The organism is Janibacter sp. HTCC2649 (assembly GCF_000152705.1).
Taxonomy (GTDB): Bacteria; Actinomycetota; Actinomycetes; order Actinomycetales; family Dermatophilaceae; genus Knoellia.
In genome coordinates this window covers 2,741,073-2,761,908 of sequence record NZ_CH672413.1, presented here as the reverse complement: position 1 = coordinate 2,761,908, position 20,836 = coordinate 2,741,073, and the positions used below count along the sequence as shown (strand labels likewise).

19 protein-coding genes are annotated in these 20,836 nt (G+C 68.2%); 8 read left to right on the top strand and 11 right to left on the bottom strand.

Translation table 11 applies throughout. The features are described 5' to 3' along the window. Positions 1-191: 191 nt before the first annotated feature. The 3 genes from JNB_RS13195 to JNB_RS13185 all read right to left on the bottom strand — a co-directional run bounded on the left by JNB_RS13195 (position 192) and on the right by JNB_RS13185 (position 4,335). Positions 192-1,643: a CCA tRNA nucleotidyltransferase gene (locus JNB_RS13195; protein WP_009776987.1), complete on the bottom strand. Its 1,452-nt coding sequence runs from the start codon at positions 1,641-1,643 to the stop codon at positions 192-194. Between the two features lie 119 nt (positions 1,644-1,762). Beyond that, positions 1,763-3,043, bottom strand: coding sequence for an FAD-binding oxidoreductase (locus JNB_RS13190; RefSeq protein WP_009776986.1), 1,281 nt, complete (start codon positions 3,041-3,043; stop codon positions 1,763-1,765). Between the two features lie 155 nt (positions 3,044-3,198). After that, positions 3,199-4,335: a CdaR family transcriptional regulator gene (locus JNB_RS13185; RefSeq protein ID WP_009776985.1), complete on the bottom strand. Its 1,137-nt coding sequence runs from the start codon at positions 4,333-4,335 to the stop codon at positions 3,199-3,201. A 92-nt stretch (positions 4,336-4,427) separates the two neighbouring features. Between JNB_RS13185 and JNB_RS13180 the strand changes: the two genes are divergently transcribed. From JNB_RS13180 to trxA, 6 genes are all read left to right on the top strand, one after another. Beyond that, on the top strand, positions 4,428-4,910 hold the full coding sequence (locus tag JNB_RS13180; protein WP_009776984.1) for an NUDIX hydrolase: 483 nt from the start codon (positions 4,428-4,430) through the stop codon (positions 4,908-4,910). Positions 4,911-4,970: 60 nt separating this feature from the next. Continuing rightward, a complete protein-coding gene (locus JNB_RS13175; protein WP_009776983.1) occupies positions 4,971-7,199 on the top strand; it encodes a hypothetical protein in 2,229 nt (742 codons plus the stop codon). Between the two features lies 1 nt (position 7,200). Next, positions 7,201-7,779: an RNA polymerase sigma factor SigM gene (sigM, locus tag JNB_RS13170; RefSeq protein ID WP_009776982.1), complete on the top strand. Its 579-nt coding sequence runs from the start codon at positions 7,201-7,203 to the stop codon at positions 7,777-7,779. Positions 7,780-7,864: 85 nt separating this feature from the next. After that, positions 7,865-8,656: a hypothetical protein gene (locus tag JNB_RS13165; RefSeq protein ID WP_040883800.1), complete on the top strand. Its 792-nt coding sequence runs from the start codon at positions 7,865-7,867 to the stop codon at positions 8,654-8,656. A gap of 101 nt (positions 8,657-8,757) precedes the next feature. Next, positions 8,758-9,774: a thioredoxin-disulfide reductase gene (gene trxB, locus JNB_RS13160; RefSeq protein WP_009776980.1), complete on the top strand. Its 1,017-nt coding sequence runs from the start codon at positions 8,758-8,760 to the stop codon at positions 9,772-9,774. Positions 9,775-9,806: 32 nt separating this feature from the next. Continuing rightward, on the top strand, positions 9,807-10,142 hold the full coding sequence (trxA, locus tag JNB_RS13155) for a thioredoxin (RefSeq protein WP_009776979.1): 336 nt from the start codon (positions 9,807-9,809) through the stop codon (positions 10,140-10,142). Positions 10,143-10,248: 106 nt separating this feature from the next. Here trxA and JNB_RS13150 read toward each other — a convergent pair whose 3' ends face one another. The 8 genes from JNB_RS13150 to rpmH form a co-directional block, all read right to left on the bottom strand. Continuing rightward, complete coding sequence (locus JNB_RS13150) at positions 10,249-11,379, bottom strand: ParB/RepB/Spo0J family partition protein (RefSeq protein WP_009776978.1); 1,131 nt, start codon at positions 11,377-11,379, stop codon at positions 10,249-10,251. After that, positions 11,376-12,584, bottom strand: coding sequence for a ParA family protein (locus JNB_RS13145; protein WP_009776977.1), 1,209 nt, complete (start codon positions 12,582-12,584; stop codon positions 11,376-11,378). The genes JNB_RS13150 and JNB_RS13145 overlap by 4 nt, the downstream gene beginning before the upstream one ends. A gap of 1,008 nt (positions 12,585-13,592) precedes the next feature. Beyond that, the gene (rsmG, locus tag JNB_RS13140) at positions 13,593-14,285 is read right to left on the bottom strand and encodes a 16S rRNA (guanine(527)-N(7))-methyltransferase RsmG (RefSeq protein ID WP_009776976.1); all 693 of its coding nucleotides are present in this window, start codon (positions 14,283-14,285) and stop codon (positions 13,593-13,595) included. A 20-nt stretch (positions 14,286-14,305) separates the two neighbouring features. After that, on the bottom strand, positions 14,306-14,962 hold the full coding sequence (locus JNB_RS13135) for a R3H domain-containing nucleic acid-binding protein (RefSeq protein WP_009776975.1): 657 nt from the start codon (positions 14,960-14,962) through the stop codon (positions 14,306-14,308). A gap of 92 nt (positions 14,963-15,054) precedes the next feature. Continuing rightward, positions 15,055-16,062: a membrane protein insertase YidC gene (gene yidC / locus JNB_RS13130; protein ID WP_009776974.1), complete on the bottom strand. Its 1,008-nt coding sequence runs from the start codon at positions 16,060-16,062 to the stop codon at positions 15,055-15,057. Positions 16,063-16,129: 67 nt separating this feature from the next. Further along, entirely contained in the window at positions 16,130-16,423 is a 294-nt protein-coding gene (gene yidD, locus JNB_RS13125; RefSeq protein WP_009776973.1) for a membrane protein insertion efficiency factor YidD, read from the bottom strand. Continuing rightward, the gene (gene rnpA / locus JNB_RS13120) at positions 16,420-16,785 is read right to left on the bottom strand and encodes a ribonuclease P protein component (protein WP_040883799.1); all 366 of its coding nucleotides are present in this window, start codon (positions 16,783-16,785) and stop codon (positions 16,420-16,422) included. The genes yidD and rnpA overlap by 4 nt, the downstream gene beginning before the upstream one ends. 7 nt (positions 16,786-16,792) lie before the next feature. Then, the gene (rpmH, locus tag JNB_RS13115; protein ID WP_040884819.1) at positions 16,793-16,930 is read right to left on the bottom strand and encodes a 50S ribosomal protein L34; all 138 of its coding nucleotides are present in this window, start codon (positions 16,928-16,930) and stop codon (positions 16,793-16,795) included. A 401-nt stretch (positions 16,931-17,331) separates the two neighbouring features. On the opposite strand from rpmH, the gene dnaA reads away from it, so the two are divergent. Both dnaA and dnaN read left to right on the top strand, forming a co-directional pair. Continuing rightward, entirely contained in the window at positions 17,332-18,882 is a 1,551-nt protein-coding gene (gene dnaA, locus JNB_RS13110; protein WP_009776970.1) for a chromosomal replication initiator protein DnaA, read from the top strand. 712 nt (positions 18,883-19,594) lie between these two features. Further along, positions 19,595-20,728, top strand: coding sequence for a DNA polymerase III subunit beta (gene dnaN, locus JNB_RS13105; RefSeq protein ID WP_009776969.1), 1,134 nt, complete (start codon positions 19,595-19,597; stop codon positions 20,726-20,728). The last annotated feature ends 108 nt before the right edge of the window (positions 20,729-20,836 follow it).

Here is a 20,836-nt window from a genome sequence, read left to right as displayed (position 1 = left end):
GGGCCACCTCCATGGGCGGTCGGGGGCAGCGCCCTCACCGGGCGCCGTGCATGATCCGAACCAGCCTAGTCGTGCACCCGGGATGCGCACGATGGGGAGAACTCCCCATCGCTGATGGGACTCGTCGTTGTGTCCTGTCGGACGCGTGCCCTACCCCGCCTGTGGCTGGACACAAGTCCCGCCGCGGCGACTCAGTCCTGGATGGACTCGGGCTGCTCGGCCCACCAGGTCCGCAGCCGATCGGCGGCGGCCTCGGGTCCGATGGGGCCCTCGTCGAGTCGCACGGACAGCAGGTACTTGTAGGCGCGACCCAGCACGGGCCCGGGTTTGATCCCCAGGAGCTCGGCGATCTCGTTGCCGTCGAGCTCGGGTCGCACTGCCGCCAGGGACTCCTGCTCCAGGAGCAGTCCGATGCGGCGTTCGAGCTCGTCGTAGGTCCGTGAAAGCCGTTGTGCCTTGCGGACATTGCGCGTCGTGCAGTCGGCACGGGTCAGTCGGTGCAGGCGCGGGAGCAGCGGTCCGGCGTCGGTGATGTAGCGCCGCACCGCCGAGTCGGTCCACGCCCCGTCGCCGTAGCCGTGGAAGCGCAGGTGCAGCTCGACGAGCCGCGAGACCGCCTTGATCGTCTCCTTGTCGAACCGCAACGCCTTGAGCCGCTTCGCCGTCAGCTTCGCGCCGACGACCTCGTGGTGGTGGAAGCTCACGCCCCCGGCCGGTTCGAAGCGCCGGGTCGCCGGCTTGCCGATGTCGTGGAGCAGCGCCGCCAACCGCAGGACGAGGTCCGGCCCCGGCACGGACTCGACAGGCCCGTCTGCCGGGCCCTCCAGGTCGATCGCCTGCTCGAGGACGATGAGCGAGTGGTCGTAGACGTCCTTGTGCCGGTGGTGCTCGTCCACCTCGAGCTGCAGGGCGGGAAGTTCGGGCAGCACGTGTGCCGCGAGTCCCGTGACCGTGAGCAGCTCCAGTCCCGCTCGGGGCCGGGGGGCGAGCAACAGCTTGACGAGCTCGTCGCGGATGCGTTCGGCAGAGACGATCTCGAGACTGGCCGCCATGGCCTGCATCGCGGCATACACCTCCGGAGCGGGGTCGAGACCGAGCTGCGCGACGAAGCGCACGGCCCGCATCATCCGGAGCGGGTCGTCCCCGAAACTCACCTCGGGGGCGGCGGGCGTCCGCAGCCAGCCAGCCTGCAGGTCGGCCAGCCCGCCATACGGGTCGATGAACTCGAGCGACGGCAACCGCAGCGCCATCGCGTTGACCGTGAAGTCGCGCCGGACGAGGTCCTCCTCGAGCGACTCACCGAACGCGACGACGGGCTTGCGGGTCACACCGTCATAGGCGTCCGCGCGGTAGGTCGTGATCTCGACCGTCGTCTCGACGCCACCGACGCGCCGACGGGCGCCGATCGTCCCGAACTCGCGGCCCATGTCCCACGTCGCCGTCCCCCACGCGCGCAGGATCGCCTCGGTCTCTTCGGGCGACGCGCTCGTCGTGAAGTCGAGGTCCGGGGGCGTGCGGTCGAGGAACGCATCGCGCACCGGACCACCCACGAGAGCGAGCTCGTGACCCGCCTGGGTGAAGAGCGCGCCGAGCTCGGTGAGCAGCGGCAGCACCGGCGCGAGACGGGCGACGGCCTGCTTCATGAGCGGGGCGGAAGGAGTATTGGGTGACACGAGTGACAAGACTAGGTGTCCGGTCCCTCCCCCTCGGCCAGCCAGAGTCGGAGCCGGGCCCGCGCAGAGGGAGGGTCGCTGCCGCTGCCCTACTTCCGCAGCGGGTCGAACGCCGTGAGGAGGTCCCGGTCGCCCGAGGTTGCCGTACCGGTCATCTGGGCGGCCAGGAGCTTGCCCGTCAGTGGCCCGAGGGCGACACCCCACATGCCGTGGCCGCCGGCGACGAAGACCCGGTCGGAGCGGCTGGCACCGACGAGGGGCAGGCCGTCGGTGGTGCACGGTCGTGAACCGACCCACTCGTCCTCACGCTGCGACCAGTCGATGCCGGTGAACATCGGGGTGGCCGCGTCGACGATGGCCTTGACACGCCTGGGGTCCAGGGCGTCGTCGGGGTTGCGGAACTCCATCATCCCGGCGATGCGCAGGCCCTCGTCGGGCTTGCCGAGCGGCGTGCAGGCGACGCGTTGCGTCGGGAAGTACACCGGGCCGGTGGGGACCTGGTCGGGATGCACGGTGAAGCTGTAGCCGCGGCCGGCCTGAACCACCTTGCGAACACCGTGCGGCCGGGCCAGATCGCCGATCCAGCTTCCGTTGGCCAGGACGGCGGCGTCCGCGACGATCGACTCCCCACCGCGGACCTCGACGAGGACACGCTCGTCGCGCTGGCTGACGTTGGTGACGCGGTGACCCGAAACGATCTCGCCTCCCCGCGCCGTCACCGCCTCGGCGAGGGCGTGCACGAAGCGACCCGGGTTGAGGTAGCGCTGGCGGTGCAGGCGGACACCGTGCGTGACCGCCTCCCCGAGCGACGGCGCCAGGGTGTGCAGGTCGTCGCCGTCGAGCAGCTCGAAGCTCGTGAGTCCCCCGGTCTGCGCGACGTGACGGAACTCCTCGACGAGCACCGACCGGTCGGCCTCGGAGACGAAGCCGGCGAGGAAGGGTTCGGCGTCGAGGGTCGGCTCGTCGACCCGGCCGAGGCCCTCGTGCTCGGTGAGCTCGTCGTAGGCCGCGAGCGCACCGGCATTGGCCACGTTGAAGACCTCGATGGCCTTGTTCCAGTGGTCGGCGGTGCAGTGCCGTGCGAAGCCGGCGAGGAACTGTGCGAGGCGCGGGTTGGCCCGCAGCGGCACGTAGACGGGCGAGTCGGGCTTCAGCGTCGCGAGGATCCCGGTCCTGAGCATGGCGGGCTCGGGAAGGGGCAGGGTCAGGGCTGGTGCGAGCCATCCCGCGTTGCCCCACGACGAGCCGGCAGCCACCCCGTCACGGTCGAGCACGGTGACACTGACGCCTGCTTCCTGGAGGTACCACGCGGTCGACAGACCGACCATGCCTGCGCCGACGATGACCACGTGCTCGGGTTGCTGTGCCATGCCTTCAAGTCTGGTCGCGAGCGCGTGGCCGGGCGATGCCCGTTGGGCCACACTTCCGCGCCGACGGTTGTGCGATCGGCCAACGTGCTCGTGCCGTCCGGCACATCGGCGGGTATGCCGCCGAGTTGCCGGACGCTGTCACCTCACCCGCGCTGTCACCTCACCGAGCGCAGGTCGACCATCAGTGCGAGACGGGTGGCAGGGTCGGTGAGGTCGACGCCGCACAGCTCACGCGCCTTGCGCAGGCGGTTGCGCACCGTGTTGGGGTGCACCACCAGGACCTCGGCGGCCGCGCTGACCTCACCCGTGTCGAGGAGCGCGCGCACCGCGTCGACGAGACCGCTCTCGAAGCGACGGTCGTGCTCGCGCAGTCTCGCCAAGGGGCTGGACTCGCCATGCCGGTTCAGGAATCCGTCGAGCCGGTCGACCAGCACGTCCGCGAAGACGTCCTCGAGCGTGGCGACGGCACCCGTTCGTCCACGGCGCAGCATCGCGTCGGCCACCTGGTCGGCCACCGCACGTGACTCGGCCAGGTCACGCGCCTCGGCAGGGGTGCCGATGCCGATCACCAGCTGGTCGCGCCCGCTGAAGCGACGCAGGAAGTCGTCGAGGATGCGACGAGCCGACCCCGCGGACAGAATGCCGAGGATGCCGCGGTCGTGGGCCGCGCACAGGGCCGACGGAGCAACGGCCGACAGGTGCAGGGTCAGTGGTCCGAGCCCTGCCCGGGCTGCCTCCGCCGCGAGGCCACGCACGGACACCGCGACCCACTGCCCGGACAACGCGTGGTCGGTGGCGATCTGCTCCGCACCGACGCCGCCAGCCAGGAGGGTGGTGACGAGGTTGGTCCGCTCCCGGCGCCCTCGGTCTGCCATGTCCCGCTCGGCCCGCAGCAGCTTCGCCACCTGTGGCGCGGCCGCGACGAGGCTGACCACCTGCGCCGAACTCGGACCCTGGGGGATCGCCGCCCAGATCGACCCGACCAGCTGGCCCTGGTCGCGCACGGCGACCACGGCTCGGGGCACCATCTGTTCCTCGGGCAGGTCGACGATGAACACGTCGTCGGACACCTTCAGGTGCTCGAAGACACCGGTCGCGGCGATCGCGTCGCGATAGCGCAGCGGCACCTGCCTGCCGAGGATCGTGCCGATTCGCGCGTCGTCGACGTCCTGGTTCCCACCGGAGAAGGCGATGACGATGGTGTCGTGGTCCTCGATCGTGACCGGCGCGCCGAGCAGTCCGGCCAGCGACGTGGCGAGGTCGAACAGGTTGCCGTCGATGTCGAGGGGCACGCGGCGAGCATACGGTCGGCACCCGTCGCCGATCCCGACACGTGGCCCAGCATGAGAGGTGGGCCTGGTGCCGTCGTGGTTAGAGTGACTAGATGAGCCATGCCGCAGCGGAACCACCCCGGGTCACCCGGCGGCTCCCTGCGGTCGAGGAACGATCCGCCGGTGGCGTGGTCGTCGACGTGCACGACGGTGAGGCACGGATCGCCGTCATAGCGCGCCGCAATCGCGCCGGTCGCGTCGAGTGGTGCCTGCCCAAGGGACACATCGAAGGTGCCGAGACCCTCCCGCAGACCGCCGCCCGCGAGGTCGCGGAAGAGACCGGGATACAGGGCAAGGTCCTCATCGAGCTGGGCACGATCGACTACTGGTTCGCGGTCGGCGACCGGCGGATCCACAAGTACGTCCATCACTACCTCCTCGAGGCCGTCGGTGGCGTGCTCACCATCGAGAACGACCCCGACCACGAGGCCATCGACGTCGCCTGGTTCGCCCTGCGCGACGCCCACCGCCACCTGACCTTCCCCAACGAGCGCCGCATCGCCCGCATCGCCTGGCAGCGCCTCGCCGGAGAGTGAGCAGCCGCCTCCGCACCCTGACGCCTAGGATGGGCGCCACACGAGCGGAAGGGGCACCCGTTGGAGGGCGTCGGACCGGGAACCACCCTCGATGGGCGGTACACCACGCAGCGCAGGATCGAGCAACGCCACGGAGGCGAACGCTGGACCGCTGACGACACGACCCTCGGGCGCTCCGTCGTGGTGCTCTGCCTCCCCGAGAGCGACCACCGCTCCAGTGCCCTGCTCGACGCTGCTCGCCGCGCCGCAGGTCTCGAGGCAACCACACTCCACCGCGTCCTCGACGTCGGCCGTGAAAACGGTGTCGCCTGGGTCGTCGAGCCCGACAACGCCGGCGCCCGTTCCCTGGCCCAGCTCGTCCACGAGGGCGGGCTCCCCGCCGACGAGGTCCGCCGCATCGTCGGTGAGGTCGCGACTGCTCTCGAGTCCTCCCGCCAGCGTGGCCTCCACCACCTCGACCTCCGACCGGAGGACGTCCTGCGCACCCTCAACGGCGAGGTCCGCGTGCGCGGCGTCGCCACGAGTGCTGCGCTCGTCGAGCTCGACGACCTCGAGTCCGACGATGCCTCCCGCCGCGACGCCATCGGCGTCGTTTCCCTGGCGTATGCCGGTCTCACCGGTCTGTGGCCGGGTCCCGGACAGACGTCGCTCGGGTCCGCTCCGCGCGTCCTCGGTGGCGTTGCTGCTCCGTCCGAGATCGCAGCCGGTGTCCCGCGCGACCTCGATGCCCTGTGCCGCCTGACGCTGGGCGAGGACCAGGGCCCGACGTCGCCCGGCGACTTCGCTCGGCAGATCGCACCGTGGCCCTCGCGTCAGGTGGCCGGACGATCGACGATTGCGACGACTGGCTCCATCGATCCCCGCGTACCGGCCGGGTTGTCGACCTCACCCCCGCCGTCGGCGCCAGTCACACCCGCCGAGCCGGCCCCATCGCCCCGGCCTGCGCCCATCGCCACCGCGCCCGCGGCCCTCAAGCCGGCAGCCCTCGCCCGTCCCGACGAGGGTGACTCGGTCGAGGTGTTCGTGGACGAGGCTCCGACCCGCGTCATGGACCGCCCAACGGCGGATGTCCCCGAGGTCCCCGACGTGCCCGATGTCCCCGAGGTAGCGGAGGTGTCCACGGGCAGCCCGGTCACCGAGGCCATCCCGGTCTCCGCGACGTTCCCCGTCACCGAAGCCATCGAGATCCCTGAGGCCGTTCCCGTCTCCGAGACTCCTGAGACTCAGACCCTCCGCCACGACGTCGAGGACACCACCGAGACGCACGACAGCGATGGCGGTGGCCGCGCCAGCCACAGCCCCGCCCACGCTGCCAGCTCGAGCGCGGAGGGTTCCGGCGCCGCAGCGGCAAGTGCCGCGGCCAACGCGGCAGCCAGTGCCGCTGCGGCGGCATCAGCGGCCGGTGCTGCCATGGCCGGCGCAGGGTCCGCCGTGGCCGGTGCCGTGGGCCGTGTGGGTTCGCGCGTCGGCTCCCTCAGCCGACAGGTGAGCGACCGTGCCTCCGAGAAGGCCGCCGAGCGCCGAGGTTTCCACGAGCGGATCACCGCTCCCAACGCACCCGGCCTCACGCCCGACGGCGAGCGCCTTCGCCCGGGCACGGGCACGGACGCGTTCCTCGAGGCTCCGGCCCCGCTCGTTCCGGCCCAGCCGCTCACCCGGGACGAGTCCAAGATGGCCCTGGGGATCGTCGCGGGCTTCCTCGTCCTGGCACTGATCATCGGCATCTGGGGCGTCTCCCGAATCGGCTCCAACACCAACATCGACTTCGGCGGTATCCCGCCCCGATCGGCGACTGCCGCACCCAGCACCAGCAGCTCGGCAACCGGCACGGCACCCAGCGCCAGTGCCACGACCGGTCAAGCCCTGCAGATCCTGGGTGCCGACGGGTTCGACCCCCAGGGCGACGGACGCGAGAACGGCACCTTGGCACCTCGTGTCTTCGACGACAAGACCGCCACGTTCTGGCAGTCCGAGGGCTACTCGTCCGCGGCGTTCGGCGGTCTCAAGAAGGGTGTCGGCGTCAGTGTCGACCTCGGCCCCAACGTCGCAGCCCGCGAGATCAGCCTCACGCTGGGCAACGCCGCCGACGTCGAGGTCTACGTCAACGGCGACCGCACCCTCTCGGGAGCCACCAAGGTGGGCGAGAAGGCCGACGCCAACGGCACCGTGACCTTCCCGGTCAAGGCCGGAGTGACGGGGCAGTACGTCATCGTCTGGTTCACCCGCCTCACCACCGATGACAAGGGCCGGTACCGCGCCATCCTGGGCGAGGTCGGGGTCAAGAACTGACATGGCCGACCTTGAGGGCGCCGACGATCGCTCCCTCATGGCTCGACACGTCGCTGGCGACGCGGAGGCGTTCGGTGAGCTCTTCCGACGCCACCGCGACCGGCTGTGGGCGGTCGCGGTGCGCACGATCGGTGATCGCGAACTGGCTGCCGACTGCGTCCAGGAGGGCTTCATCAAGGCCTTTCGGGGAGCCGGCTCCTATCGCGGCGAAGCAGCGGTCTCGACCTGGCTGCACCGCATCGTCGTCAATGCGTGCCTCGACCGGATGCGACGCGAGCGCGACGTCCTGCGCCGTGCGGGTGACGCCGCCGACATCGACATCATCGACAGCCATGACCGGCACGCTGAGTCCGAGACCGGACTCGACGTGCGCGCGGCTCTCGCTCGACTTCCCGAGCACCAACGCGTCGTGCTCGTGCTCGTGGACATGCACGGTATGCCGGTCGCCGAGGCAGCAGAGACGCTCGGTGTCGCGGTGGGCACGGTGAAATCGCGCTGCGCGCGAGGCCGCCTCGCCCTCGCGGAACTCCTGCGCGAAGCACGCTCTGGCGTCGAACGGGAACCTGAGGCGACCTCATGACGTCCTACTCAGAGGACCACACCTCCCCGGGCTCGCGTTGCGACGTCCCGGGCAGGGACACGACATCTGGTCCGAGGAGCTGGTGGTGAACACGTACGACGACGACACGAACACGGACCCGACCGGGATGCGTGCGCTGCTGCGCGGGCTCCCGGACCCGGGGCCTATGCCCGACGACCTCGTCGACCGGATCCACGCATCGCTGGCTGACCTTCCCCCACTGGAGGCCGGTGCGGAACTCGGCGATGACGTGGCCGCCGATGTTTCACGTGGAACCACCAGCGCGAGCCGATCTCCATGGTGGATCCGGCACGGGAGCAAGGCCGCCATCGCGGCAGTGGTCCTCATCGGTGGTGGTGCCGCTGCCACGGGTCAGCTCGGCTCACTGGGATCGAGCGATGACTCCAGCACAGCGTCCTCCGACACCGCTGCCGGCGCCCAGCCAGAGACCCAGTCACGGACGACCAGCGACTCCGACACCTCCAAGAGCTTCTCGGCCGAAAGCAGTAGCGGCGCCCAGGTCACTCTCGGCGCCATCGTCGTTCGCCACTCGGGTCGTGACTACTCCGCCACCGGCCTCGCGGCCCAGTCGAGCGGCGAACTGGGCGGTCCACAAAGCGGTCCCACCATCACTCCCCTTGCCGCCGAGGCACCCGGAATCGGGCCGATCGGCACGGAGATCGGAGTGCGATCGTGCCTCGAGGCGCTGGGTCTGCCCCGCGCCAGCGCTGCCAACGTCGACCTCTCCACGTTCGAGAAGGCGCCTGCAGCGGTCCTCATCGTGACTGTGGAAGGCATGCGGACGGCATACGCCGTCGGTCGGGACTGCACCACCGGCAACCCCTCGGTGCTCACCGGACCGGTGACCCTCCCCTGACCGCGGGTCGGGCCACGGGTCGGGAACACTGAGCGCCTAGGATCAGTTGCATTGTGACCACCGTATGTAGCGGTGGTTCCCCATTACTGCCACAAGGGACGGTGTTCGTGAGCTCCTCCGCCGACGCACCAAGCGGCCAGGACGTCAATGTCGTGAGAAACGTCATCATCATCGGTTCCGGCCCTGCCGGCTACACCGCTGCCGTGTATGCCGCCCGCGCCAACCTCCAGCCCGTCCTGTTCGAAGGGGCCGTCACCGCTGGTGGCGCCCTGATGAACACGACCGAGGTCGAGAACTTCCCCGGCTTCCGCGACGGCATCATGGGGCCGGCCCTCATGGACGAGATGCGCGCCCAGGCCGAGCGCTTCGGCGCCGAGCTGGTCACCGATGACATCGAGTCCGTCTCGCTCGACGGTGATATCAAGTCCGTCGTCGACGGCGAGGGCCGCACCTGGCGTGCTCGCTCGATCATCCTCGCCATGGGTTCGGCCTACCGCGAGCTGGGCCTCCCCGACGAGAAGCGCCTCTCCGGGCACGGCGTCTCGTGGTGTGCGACCTGCGACGGGTTCTTCTTCCGTGACCAGGACATCGCCGTCGTCGGCGGTGGCGACTCCGCGATCGAGGAGGCCACCTTCCTCACGAAGTTCGCCAAGTCGGTCACGCTCATCCACCGTCGTGACGAGCTGCGCGCGTCCAAGATCATGGCCGAGCGCGCCTTCGCCAACAGCAAGATCAAGTTCGCTTGGAACAGCGGGGTCGACGCGGTCAACGGTGGCGACAAGCTGACCGGCGTCACCTTGCGCGACACCGTCACCGGCGAGACCAGCGAGCTTGCGGTCACCGGCCTGTTCATCGCCATCGGCCACGACCCCCGCAACGAGCTCATCAAGGGCGTTGTGGATCTGGATGATGAGGGCTACGTCCTCGTTCAGGGCCGTTCCACGCTCACCAACCTCCCCGGCGTCTTCGCCTGTGGCGACCTCGTCGACCACACCTACCGTCAGGCCATCACGGCTGCCGGTTCCGGTTGCGCGGCCGCTCTCGACGCCGAGCGCTTCCTCGCTGACGCCGAGCACGCGGGCGCACCCGCCCCCGACGCCGCTCTCATCTCCCACTGACCGCCCTCAGCCCCACCCCGGAAGGACCCACCATGGACACCACCACGTTCACCCGCACCACTGACGACGTCTCGTTCGACGCTGACGTCCTCAAGAACAGCAAGGTCACGCTCGTCGACTTCTGGGCGCCTTGGTGTGGCCCGTGCAAGGCGATCGCCCCCGTCCTCGAGGAGATCGCGCGCGACCACGCCGACATCCTCGACGTCGTGAAGCTCAACACCGACGAGAACCCGGCCGTCACGGGCAAGCTCGGCATCACGTCCATCCCGACGCTCCACGTCTACAAGGACGGCGAGATCGTCAAGACCATCGTCGGCGCGATGCCCAAGCCCAAGCTCCTCCGCGAGCTCGAGCCCTTCCTCGCCTGACAGACCTCCGTGTACGACGAAGCCCCCGGCCTGTGGCCGGGGGCTTCGTCGTTCTCGCGAATTCCGCTGTGCTGCAACGGTTTTCGTTGCCTGCACAGCGTCAGACCTAGGCCCTCAGGTGCATGGCGTCGAGGATGCGGTTGAGGTCCTCGACCGAGGCGAAATCGATGGTGACCTTGCCCTTGGACTTGCCCAGGGCGATGCCCACGCGGGTCTCGAGGCGGTCCGAGAGACTGGCCGCGAGGTCGTCTAGCTGAGGATGACGACCGCCGGCGCGGGGACGACGCTTCGGGGGCTTCTCGTCCTCGACACCCATGGAGACGATCTCCTCGACCGAGCGGACCGAGAGGCCCTCGGCCACGATCCGCTGGGCGAGGCGTTCCATGGCGGCGTTGTCGGAGACGCCGAGGAGGGCGCGAGCGTGTCCGGCAGACAGGACACCGGCCGCGACGCGGCGGGCCACGATCGGGGGGAGCTTCAGCAGGCGCAGGGTGTTGCTGATCTGGGGGCGCGAGCGGCCGATGCGGGTGGCGAGCTCTTCCTGGGTGCAGGCGAAGTCGTCGAGGAGCTGCTGGTAGGCCGCGGCTTCCTCGAGGGCGTTGAGGTTGCTGCGGTGAAGGTTCTCGAGGAGCGCGTCGCGCAGGAGGTCGTCATCCTCGGTGGCCTTGATGATGGCCGGGACGCTGTCGTTGCCGGCCTCGCGGCTGGCGCGCCAGCGACGCTCGCCCATGATGAGTTCGTACTGGACGCCCTCGGGAACGTCCGTGGCATCGGCGGGGACGGGGCGCACGACGATCGGCTGGAGGACGCCGATCTCGCGAATGCTGTGCACGAGTTCAGCGAGGTCGTCCTCGTCGAAGACGGTGCGCGGCTGACGGGGGTTGGGTCGGATCGAGTCGAGCGGGAGCTCGGCGAACTGCGCGCCGGGAACAGCGATGAGTTCGGGCCCGTCGGAGGGCGAGTCAGCGGACGTGTTCGCGGCCCGGCCGTCGGAACCGTTCTGGCCGCTGACCTGCGACGATGTGCCGTTCTGGCCCCCGTCAGCGGGAGCCTGCTCGGCTGATTCTGTGGCACCCGGAGCTGGGCGCTCTGCGGTGTCGACCGAGCCGGAGGTTGCCTGCTCCGCCGGGCGCTCCTTGAAGAACACGTCGGTCGGTCGGTTGGCACCCGTGCCACCAGCTCCCGGCGGGATGAGGGCACCGAGTCCGCGGCCCAGGGCACGTCGCTTGTCGCTCATGAGCGATCCTCACTGTTCTCGGCGGCGTTCTGCGCTGCCATCTCGGAGGCGGCCTCGAGGTAGGAGAGGGCGCCGCTGCTGTTGGGGTCGTAGGTCATGACGGTCTGGCCGTGGCTGGGCGCCTCGGAGATGCGGACCGAGCGCGGCACGGACGCCTTGAGGGTCTGGTCCGGGAAGTGGCTGCGCACCTCGTCGGCAACCTGGGCCGAGAGCCGGGTGCGACCGTCGAACATCGTGAGCAGGATGGTCGACACGTGCAGGTTCGGGTTGAGGTGGTCGCGGATGAGCTCGATGTTCTTGAGCAGCTGCGACAGCCCTTCGAGCGCGTAGTACTCGCACTGGATCGGGATGAACACCTCACTGCCAGCCACGAACGCATTGACCGTGAGCAGCCCCAGGCTCGGCGGGCAGTCGATGAACACGTAGTCCAACGCCTGACCCTGCTCGCCCAGTTCGGCGACGTACTTCGAGACGGCCTTATGGAGCCGCGTCTCTCGCGCCACCAACGAGACGAGCTCGATCTCGGCGCCAGCCAGGTCGATCGTCGCCGGCGCACAGAACAGACCGGGCACGTCGGGGCAGGGCTGGACGACCTTGCTCAGCGGATCCCCGTCGACGAGGACGTCGTAGATGCTCGGGACCTCAGCGTGGTGCTCGATGCCGAGCGCCGTACTTGCGTTCCCCTGCGGGTCGAGGTCGATGACCAACACGGTCGCCCCGGCCTGAGCCAGCGCGGCGGCCACGTTCACGGTGGTCGTCGTCTTGCCGACACCACCCTTCTGGTTCGCCACGGTGAGTACGCGCGTGTGGGCCGGACGAGGAAGCTCGCGCCCCACCAGGGTCATCCGCTTACGCGTGTCCGCGGCCACCGCCTGGGCCAGTGGCGTGTCCGCACCGGCCTCGGGAATGTCCGCCACGTCGCCGCTCGCCTCACGCGAAACCCGCGCCAAGGCGTCGGCTGCCTTCTCCGACTCGCTCAGCTGCGTTTCACGTGAAACATCGTCAACTTCGTCCTGGACTGACACGACCTCAGTCTCCCCCACGGCACCGTCAGTGCCGATCACCGACCCGGCCTCTGGCCCCGACTCATCAGCCGGATCCAGTATGACGGCCTCAGCCACACCCTCGGGGGTCGCCTCGGACGCTTCTCCCGTCGATGCCGCCGGCGTGGGCGTTTCACGTGAAACGTCGGAGAGGTGAACCACTCCGTCCGGCCCGGGCCACCCCAAAGGAGCACTCTCAGAGCCAGGAAGGGCAGGAAATCCCAGCCCAGGGGTCACGCGGCGTTCGGCCTCGACTGCCATCGTCGGGAACCACCTCACGGTCGTCGGTCAGGGACACCCAATCCAAACCCAACCACCCCCGACACGCCAAACCCCACGACGCGCCAACCCCCCAGTTCCGCTCACAGCACAACGTTTCACGTGAAACGAGTGTGCCCACCGCACCTTTCGTAGCCGTCGCGGCGAACCTTGAATCGCCGCCATCCCATCCGCGCTGCGCGCGTAGACCGCACTCCGCGCTCCCGCCAGACCCAGCCAGCGGCGATTCCAAGGTTCCCCACTCCTTCAAAAGGCCGCCTGCCGCTGTGGTCCCGTTTCACGTGAAACGTTCCGCTTCTGCGTCACCAGGGATCACCGCCTCATGGGGCTTGCCGCAAGTCTCCCCGCGACCTGCTGGCCGCCACCACAGCTCGCCTCGGGCCATGACGGGCGGGCGAGGCCGCTCCATCAAGGCTCGTCGCCACTCGTGCGTTTCACGTGAAACATCGCGACCCAACCGCGCCCACGCCTCGACGTCCACCGGCCGCGATCCCGCCCACCGCCCCTCTGTATATCCACCGCCCCTCTGTATTTAAGGAGTCGAGGAAGGGGGCCTTAAGCCTGCAGGAGGACGAGACAAGCCACCCAAGGTGACCGTGACTTCCTCAGGTGACCACAGTGAGGGCTGGGAGCCAAAGGCGAGCAAGAAGAAGCGGTACCCGACCCGAAACAGGCGGACCAGCTCCGCGAACCGGCCCACGCTGGTAGGTGCCGTACGGGAGTACCGAACTGCCCGTTCGCCGCTGGCTGGGTCTGGCGGGAGACGTGAGTGCGCTCAGCGCGCGAGCGTCGGGTGGGATTGCGGCGAACGGGTAGTTCGGTACGACCCCAGAAGGCAAATGGAAGTGGCCCCGGTTCGAGGAGAACCGGGGCCACTTGCATGAGTGAGGGTTAGCGCTTCTTCTTGCCCTTGGTGACGCGGGTTTTGGGCTGGAACGTCAGGTCAAGGGTCAGGGTGGGTTCGTCGAGGACGGTGGAGCCGTGGGACGTGATCGCGTCGGCGACGAGGCCGAGCTTGTTGAGCTCACGGCGGTCGGCGTCGAGTTCTTCCTGGGCGGAGCGCCCCTTCATGGCGACGACGGTTCCGCGGCCATCAAGGAGGGGGACGCACCAACGCGCCAGCTTGGCGATGCGGGCAACGGCCCGGGCGGTGACCCAGGGGGCTGACAGGACACCGATGAACTCCTCGGCGCGGCCGCGGTGAACCGTGACGTTGTCCAGGCCGAGATCGGTGACTGTGGTGGTGAGCCAGTCGGTGCGGCGCTGCATGGGCTCGACGAGGTGGATGTCGAGGTCGGGGCGAGCGATGGCGAGGGCGACGCCGGGCAGGCCTGCGCCCGAGCCGACGTCGATGAGCATGGCACTCTCAGGAAAAGCGTCCTCGATGACGGCGCAGTTGAGAACGTGGCGCTCCCACAGACGGGGGACCTCGCGCGGCCCGATCAACCCGTGTGTCACGCCGGTGTCAGCGAGGATCTCAACGAAACGGGTTGCTGCCGGCATACGGTCACGAAAGACCACGGCCGCACCCGAAGGTGCGGCCGTGGAAAGAGCACCGGTGGCGTCGGCCTCAGCCTGGGTCACCGTTTCACGTGAAACATCGCTCACGCGGGGAGAACCACGACGTGACGACGGGGCTCGACACCCTCGGACTCGGAGGACAGGCCGGCGGCCAGAACCTCGTCGTGGACGACCTTGCGCTCGAACGCCGTCATCGGGTCGAGGGCGGTCTTCTCGCCGGACTCCTTGACGGACGCGATGGCGACCTTGGCGACCTCCACCAGTTCGGCGCGACGACCGGCGCGGTGGCCGGCGACGTCGAGCATGAGGCGGCTGCGGTGACCGGTGGCGGCCTGCACTGCCAGGCGGGTGAGCTCCTGAAGAGCATCAAGCACCTTGGCGTTGTCACCGACGAGGCGACGCGGGACACGGCCCTCTTCGGAGTCGACGATCGCGACAGCAGCGCGGTCACCGTCGATGTCGACGTCGATGTCACCGTCGAGGTCGCAGATGTCGAGCAGGTTCTCAAGGAAGTCGGCCGCCACCTCGCCTTCCTTCTCGAGGTCGGCTGGCGCGTCCTTGGGTGCAGCGGTGTCGCGCTTGTCCTCGATGGCGGACTCTGTGTCCGACTCCTCCGCCTCGGGGTTCTGGTTCGACTGCTCGACGTCAGCGGTCTCGGTGGTGTCCGATGCCGCGACGGTCGTGGTGTCCTCGTCAACCGCAGTGGTTTCTGCGGTCTCCTGGTCGGTCAGTTCACTCATCTGGTGGTTCCTCTCGTGGCGGCTGACACCTTCGTCAGTCGGTCCGGCGCCGTATCGTCGCAGGTCAGAGCCCTGATACGGCAGTTGTGGTCTCAGTTGTCGGTCTGGGGCTTCTTCTCGGCGACGGGCCCCGAGGACGCCTTCTTCTTGGCGCGCTTCTTGCCCTTGGGCTGCACGCGCTGGCGGGAACGCTCGGCAGCAGCCTCGGCTTCGGCTGCCTCAGCAGCCTTGCGCTCGGCCTCGCCGGGGATCGGCTTGCCGCGCTTGGCGAGACGTTCATGCAGCGCCCTCTCAGCAGCAGAGCCGGGGGCGGGCATCTTGCGGATCACGTAGAACTGCTGGGTCATCGACCACACGTTGGTGGTGAACCAGTAGAGAAGAACACCGATGGGGAAGTTGATACCGGAGACCGCGAAGACGACCGGCATGACGTACATGATCAGCTTCTGCTGCTTGGCGAACGGGTTGTCGAGCGCGGACGCCGGCATGTTCTTCGTCATCAGCTGACGCTGCGTCGTGAACGTTGTTGCCGACATGAGCACGATCAAGAGGATCGTCACGACCTTGGTCGTCGTCGTCTCGGCGCCGATGAACTTGTCGGAGAGCTGTGCACCGAAGAGCGTGGCCGACTCCGCCTGCTTCGCCACGGTCCGTGTGATCGGACCGATCGGGTCCTTGGTTCCTTCGGAGATGCCTTTGAGGCCGTTGAGCACGCGGAAGAGACCGAAGAAGAACGGTGACTGCACGAGGATCGGCAGGCACGAGGAGAACGGGTTGGTGCCCTCCGACTTGTAGAGCGCCATCGTCTCCTGGGTCATCGCCTGGCGGGACTCAGGGTCGCTCTTGCCCTTGTACTTCTTCTGGATCTTCTGCAGTTCGGGCTGGATCATCTGCATCTTGCGGGAGGCGTTGATCTGCTTGACGAACAGCGGAATCATGGCGGCACGCATGACCAGGACGAGCCCGATGATCGACAGTGCCCACGCGGCACCCGACGCCGGGTCGAGCCCGATCCAGGTGAAGGCCTGGTGGAAGCCGTACATGATCCACGCGACGAGAAGCTCGATCGGGTAGAGCAGGCTGTTGAAGAAGTCGCCCATGCTGTCCTTTAAGTAGTTCCGGCGTCTCTGCCGGGGTGGGCCCACACCGTGGTTCTAGGAGTGTGGTTCAGGTGGTGGTCTCGTGGGGGATGTGCCGAGCGATGAGCTCGCCATCATCCAGTTCCCCGGGCAGAGGTGGAACGTGGTCGACCCCGCCGGCCGCCCAAGGGTGACACCTGCCCAACCGCCGGAGCGTGAGCCAGGTTCCCTTGAACACGCCGTACCGACCCAGGGCGGTCACGGCATACGCAGAGCAGGAGGGGAAGTAGCGGCAGGTCGCCGGGCGCATGGGTGACACGACCAGCTGGTAGGCGCGCACGAGCCACACGAGGGGCTTGGCAGCAACCTGACCGATCGTCATGAGGCGACCTCAAAACGGCGAATAACCTTGTGCAACAACGGTTTCAGCGATTCAGACAGCTCTGCGAACGTCGCGCTGGCAGCTGCCGGCTGCGCTCGGACCACGACGTCAAGACCCGTGGGTATGCCGGTCAGCTCGGTCGCGATCGCGGCGCGCAGTCGGCGCTTGGTCCGGTTGCGAACGACCGCGTTGCCGACGGCCTTGGACACGACGAAACCGACCCGCGGCGGAAAACCCGCACGAGAGTCGGTCACGTTGGCGTGCACCACAAGGATTCTCGATCCCGCTCGCATCGCACCAGGGGAACGGATCGCCGACGCGAAATCCGACCGCTCACGCAGTCGGTTCGGCGCCGGCAGCACCGAAGCCTCAGGCGGAGAGTTCGGAGCGGCCCTTGCGGCGACGGGCACCGAGGATGGCGCGACCCGCACGGGTACGCATGCGGAGACGGAAGCCGTGGGTCTTGGACCGACGACGGGTGTTGGGCTGGAACGTACGCTTGCTCACGGTGAATCTCTTCTCACGGGACGGACCCATACGGACAAAAACCGGATGGTGTGGGGCGTGTTGGGTCGTGCTGGTTCAGAGGCTGTGGGCAGGCGTCAACGGCCGCCACAACAGGCGTGTCAAAGGTACGTGAGGGCGGCATACCGGGTCAAACTCGCCGGAGAAAGCCCGCGTGCAGCGAAGAACCGCCTATGCTCTCACCTCACGGTGTCAGGATCTGGCACGACACGCGGGGCGCACAGGCAGGTGACGGCTCCGCAGACTGTTTCGGCTTGCCGCGGGCTCACCCCCTTGTTAGCGTCACTGCGCATACCCACAGTCTGTGGACAACTCTGTGGACATCCTCGGTTTCACGCACGAATGACACGGAAGGTACGGGTGATCAGGTGCCGGATGTCGGGATGGACCAGATCTGGCGCACCACCCTCGACGCGCTCGACTCTGACGGAATCCCTGTCCAGCAGCGCGCCTTTCTCTCCCTCGCCAAGCTCGTGGGGCTGCTCGATGAGACTGCTCTCATCGCCGTTCCGAACGACTTCACCAAGGACATCGTCGAGACCCGTCTGCGTGACCGGGTCACCGAAACCTTGAGCAGCCAGCTCGGTCACGACGTGCGCCTTGCGGTCACGGTCGACCATTCGCTGGCCGACGTCCCCGTCACCATTCCGGCTGACACCACCACCGTTGACGGCGCCGGAGCCGACCAGGTTCCCCGCACCGCCACGACCATCGGGCTCGAGCCAGGTCCCGCGGATGCCGACGGGCGCCGCGCCAAGAGACGGGCCGAACTCGACGGGATCGCCCTGGTCGAGGACGACGAGGGTGAGGATGACAGCCGCAACAACGGTGCCATCGGACGCACGCGGTCGCCCGGAGCCCTTCGCCCCCGCCCCGGAGCCACGGTTCCGGAGCAGGTCGAGCTGACCCGGCTCAACCCGAAGTACACGTTCGACACCTTCGTCATCGGTGCCAGCAACCGCTTCGCCAACGCCGCCGCCCTCGCCGTCGCCGAGACGCCGGCCAAGGCCTACAACCCGCTCTTCATCTATGGCGAGTCAGGACTGGGCAAGACCCACCTGTTGCACGCGATCGGGCACTACGCGCGCAACCTCTATCCCCACGTCAAGGTGCGCTACGTGAACTCCGAGGAGTTCACCAACGACTTCATCAACAGCATCCGCGACGACAAGGCGGCGAACTTCCAGCGTCGCTACCGCGACGTCGACGTGCTCCTCATCGATGACATCCAGTTCCTGCAGGGCAAGGTGCAGACGCAGGAAGAGTTCTTCCACACGTTCAACACGCTGCACAACGCCAACAAGCAGGTCGTCATCACCAGCGACCTACCGCCCAAGCTGCTGAGCGGCTTCGAGGAGCGGATGCGCAGTCGGTTCGAGTGGGGCCTCATGACCGACGTACAGCCACCCGACCTCGAGACCCGGATCGCGATCCTGCGCAAGAAGGCCGCCCAGGAGAAGCTGAGCGTCCCGGACGACGTCCTCGAGTTCATCGCCTCGCGGATCAGCACGAACATCCGCGAGCTCGAGGGCGCCCTCATCCGCGTCACCGCCTTCGCCAGCCTCAACCGCCAGCCGGTCGACATCTCGCTCGCCGAGATCGTGCTCAAGGACCTCATCCCGCACGACTCCGCGAACCAGATCACGAGCGCGACGATCATGGCGCAGACCGCGGCCTACTTCGGTCTCACCCTCGAGGACCTCCAGGGGCAGTCGCGTTCCCGGGTGCTCGTCACGGCCCGTCAGATCGCGATGTACCTGTGCCGCGAGCTCACCGACCTGTCCCTGCCCAAGATCGGGCAGCAGTTCGGCGGCCGAGACCACACGACGGTCATGCACGCCGACAAGAAGATCCGCCAGTTGATGGCCGAGCGGCGCGCGATCTACAACCAGGTCACCGAGCTGACGAACCGGATCAAGCAACAGTCACGCTGACAACCTGGTCCTCCGTCTTCGTGCCCCGCACGGACGTGCGAGGGCAGCGAGCAGGTCCGTGCAGGGCACGAAGACGAACTTTCGTTTGTCCGTCCGGGGGACGAAGTGCGGTTACCAAGAAGATTGTCCACAGGTTGATCCACAGCTGTGGGCACCTCGTCACCCGTTCGTCACCTTGGTGCAGCCGCACGGCTCCGGGACGCCCTCGTCCACGGTGTGTGGAGAACTCTGTGGACAACTTCCTCTGTGGACAACCTGGGGATCAAGAGAATTGGCCGGTTGTCCCCAATCCCTGTGGACAACTGTGGACAACCGCCCCAGAGGGGTGGACGAGAGGTGTCCTCGCCGTGGACGAGTCAGAAAGGCCACGTGGCCGTCAACAGGCGGGTGTCATTCCTCCACACGCCGTCCACGTCTCGTCCACCGCCCCGATGGGTCGCTGACCTGCACAAACAGTGAGTTGTCCACAGGATCCACACCTCCTACAACTCTGACGAGATCCCCCTATCAATTGTTCTGCCCCGAGGACCTGCTTGTGGAATGCCGCCCAGGAGCCCGGCGAATGACAACATCCGACTCGGGTGTCCCCGCTCACTTCCGTGCACTAATGTCATCTTTCCCGCTTGCCTGCGCCTCCTGGCGCCCGGCGCTTCGCGGTCCTCAAACGTTGTTGTGCCTGTTGCAGCCCAAAACACAGTTAGGTCGGTATGCCGTGAAGTTCCGCGTCGAGCGTGAAGTCCTGGCCGAGGCGGTCACCTGGGTCGCCCGCGGACTTCCTGCGCGCCCTCCCGTGCCCGTCCTTGCCGGCATCCTCATCGAGGCGAACGACGAAGGCACCGTGACCCTCTCGGCCTTCGACTACGAGGTGTCCGCTCGTCTGACCGTGCCCGCCGAGGTCTCCGAGTCCGGAACCGTGCTCGTGCTCGGCCGTCTGCTCGCTGACATCTCCCGCAACCTGCCCAACAAGCCAGTCGACGTCGAGGTGCAGGGCTCCAAGGTCCAGGTCGTGTGTGGCTCGAGCCGCTTCAGCCTGCTGCAGATGCCCTCCGACGACTACCCGACGCTGCCGTCGTCGCCGGAGCCGAGTGGTTCCATCGATGGCCAGCTGTTCACCCAGGCCGTCAACCAGGTCTCGATCGCGGCCGACCGCGGCGACACCCTGCCGATCCTCACCGGCGTCCGTGTCGAGATCGAGGGCGACAAGATGACGCTCCTCGCGACCGACCGCTACCGCCTGGCCATGCGTGAGCTCACGTGGAACCCCACCGACAGCGCCGCGAGCCACATCGTTCTCGTCCCGGCCCGCACCCTCGCCGACACGGCCCGCTCGCTCGGCGCCTCCGGCTCGATCGACGTCGCGCTCGGTTCCGCTGCGGGTGGCGACGGTCTCGTCGGCTTCGAGGCCGGCTCCCGCCGCACGACCACTCGCCTGCTCGACGGTGAGTACCCCAAGGTCAGCTCGATCTTCCCGACGACCTCCGAGACGGAGTCGGTCGTCAACACCGCCGAGCTCGTCGAGGCCGTCAAGCGTGTGGCCCTCGTCGCCGAGCGCAACACCCCCGTCCGGCTGCGCTTCACCGAGGGCCAGGTCGCGATCGAGGCCGGCACCGGCGAGGACGCCCAGGCCAGCGAGGCCGTCGAGGCCACCCTGACCGGCCCCGATGTCGAGGTCGCGTTCAACCCCGGCTTCCTGCTCGATGGCCTCGGCGCCGTCGGCACCGAGTTCAGCAGGCTCTCGTTCACCCAGCCGTCGCGTCCGGCCGTCCTCAGCGGTCAGGCCGAGGCTGACGGCGAGGCCGACACCAGCTATCGCTACGTCATCATGCCGGTGCGATTCGCGAGCTGACCGGCGTAGCCTGACGAGGCAGTCGTGCGTCAGGAAACGACAAGGTATGCCGCTCACGCAGGTGAGCACCCGGCATACCTGCGATTCTTCAACAGCAGGGCGAACGAC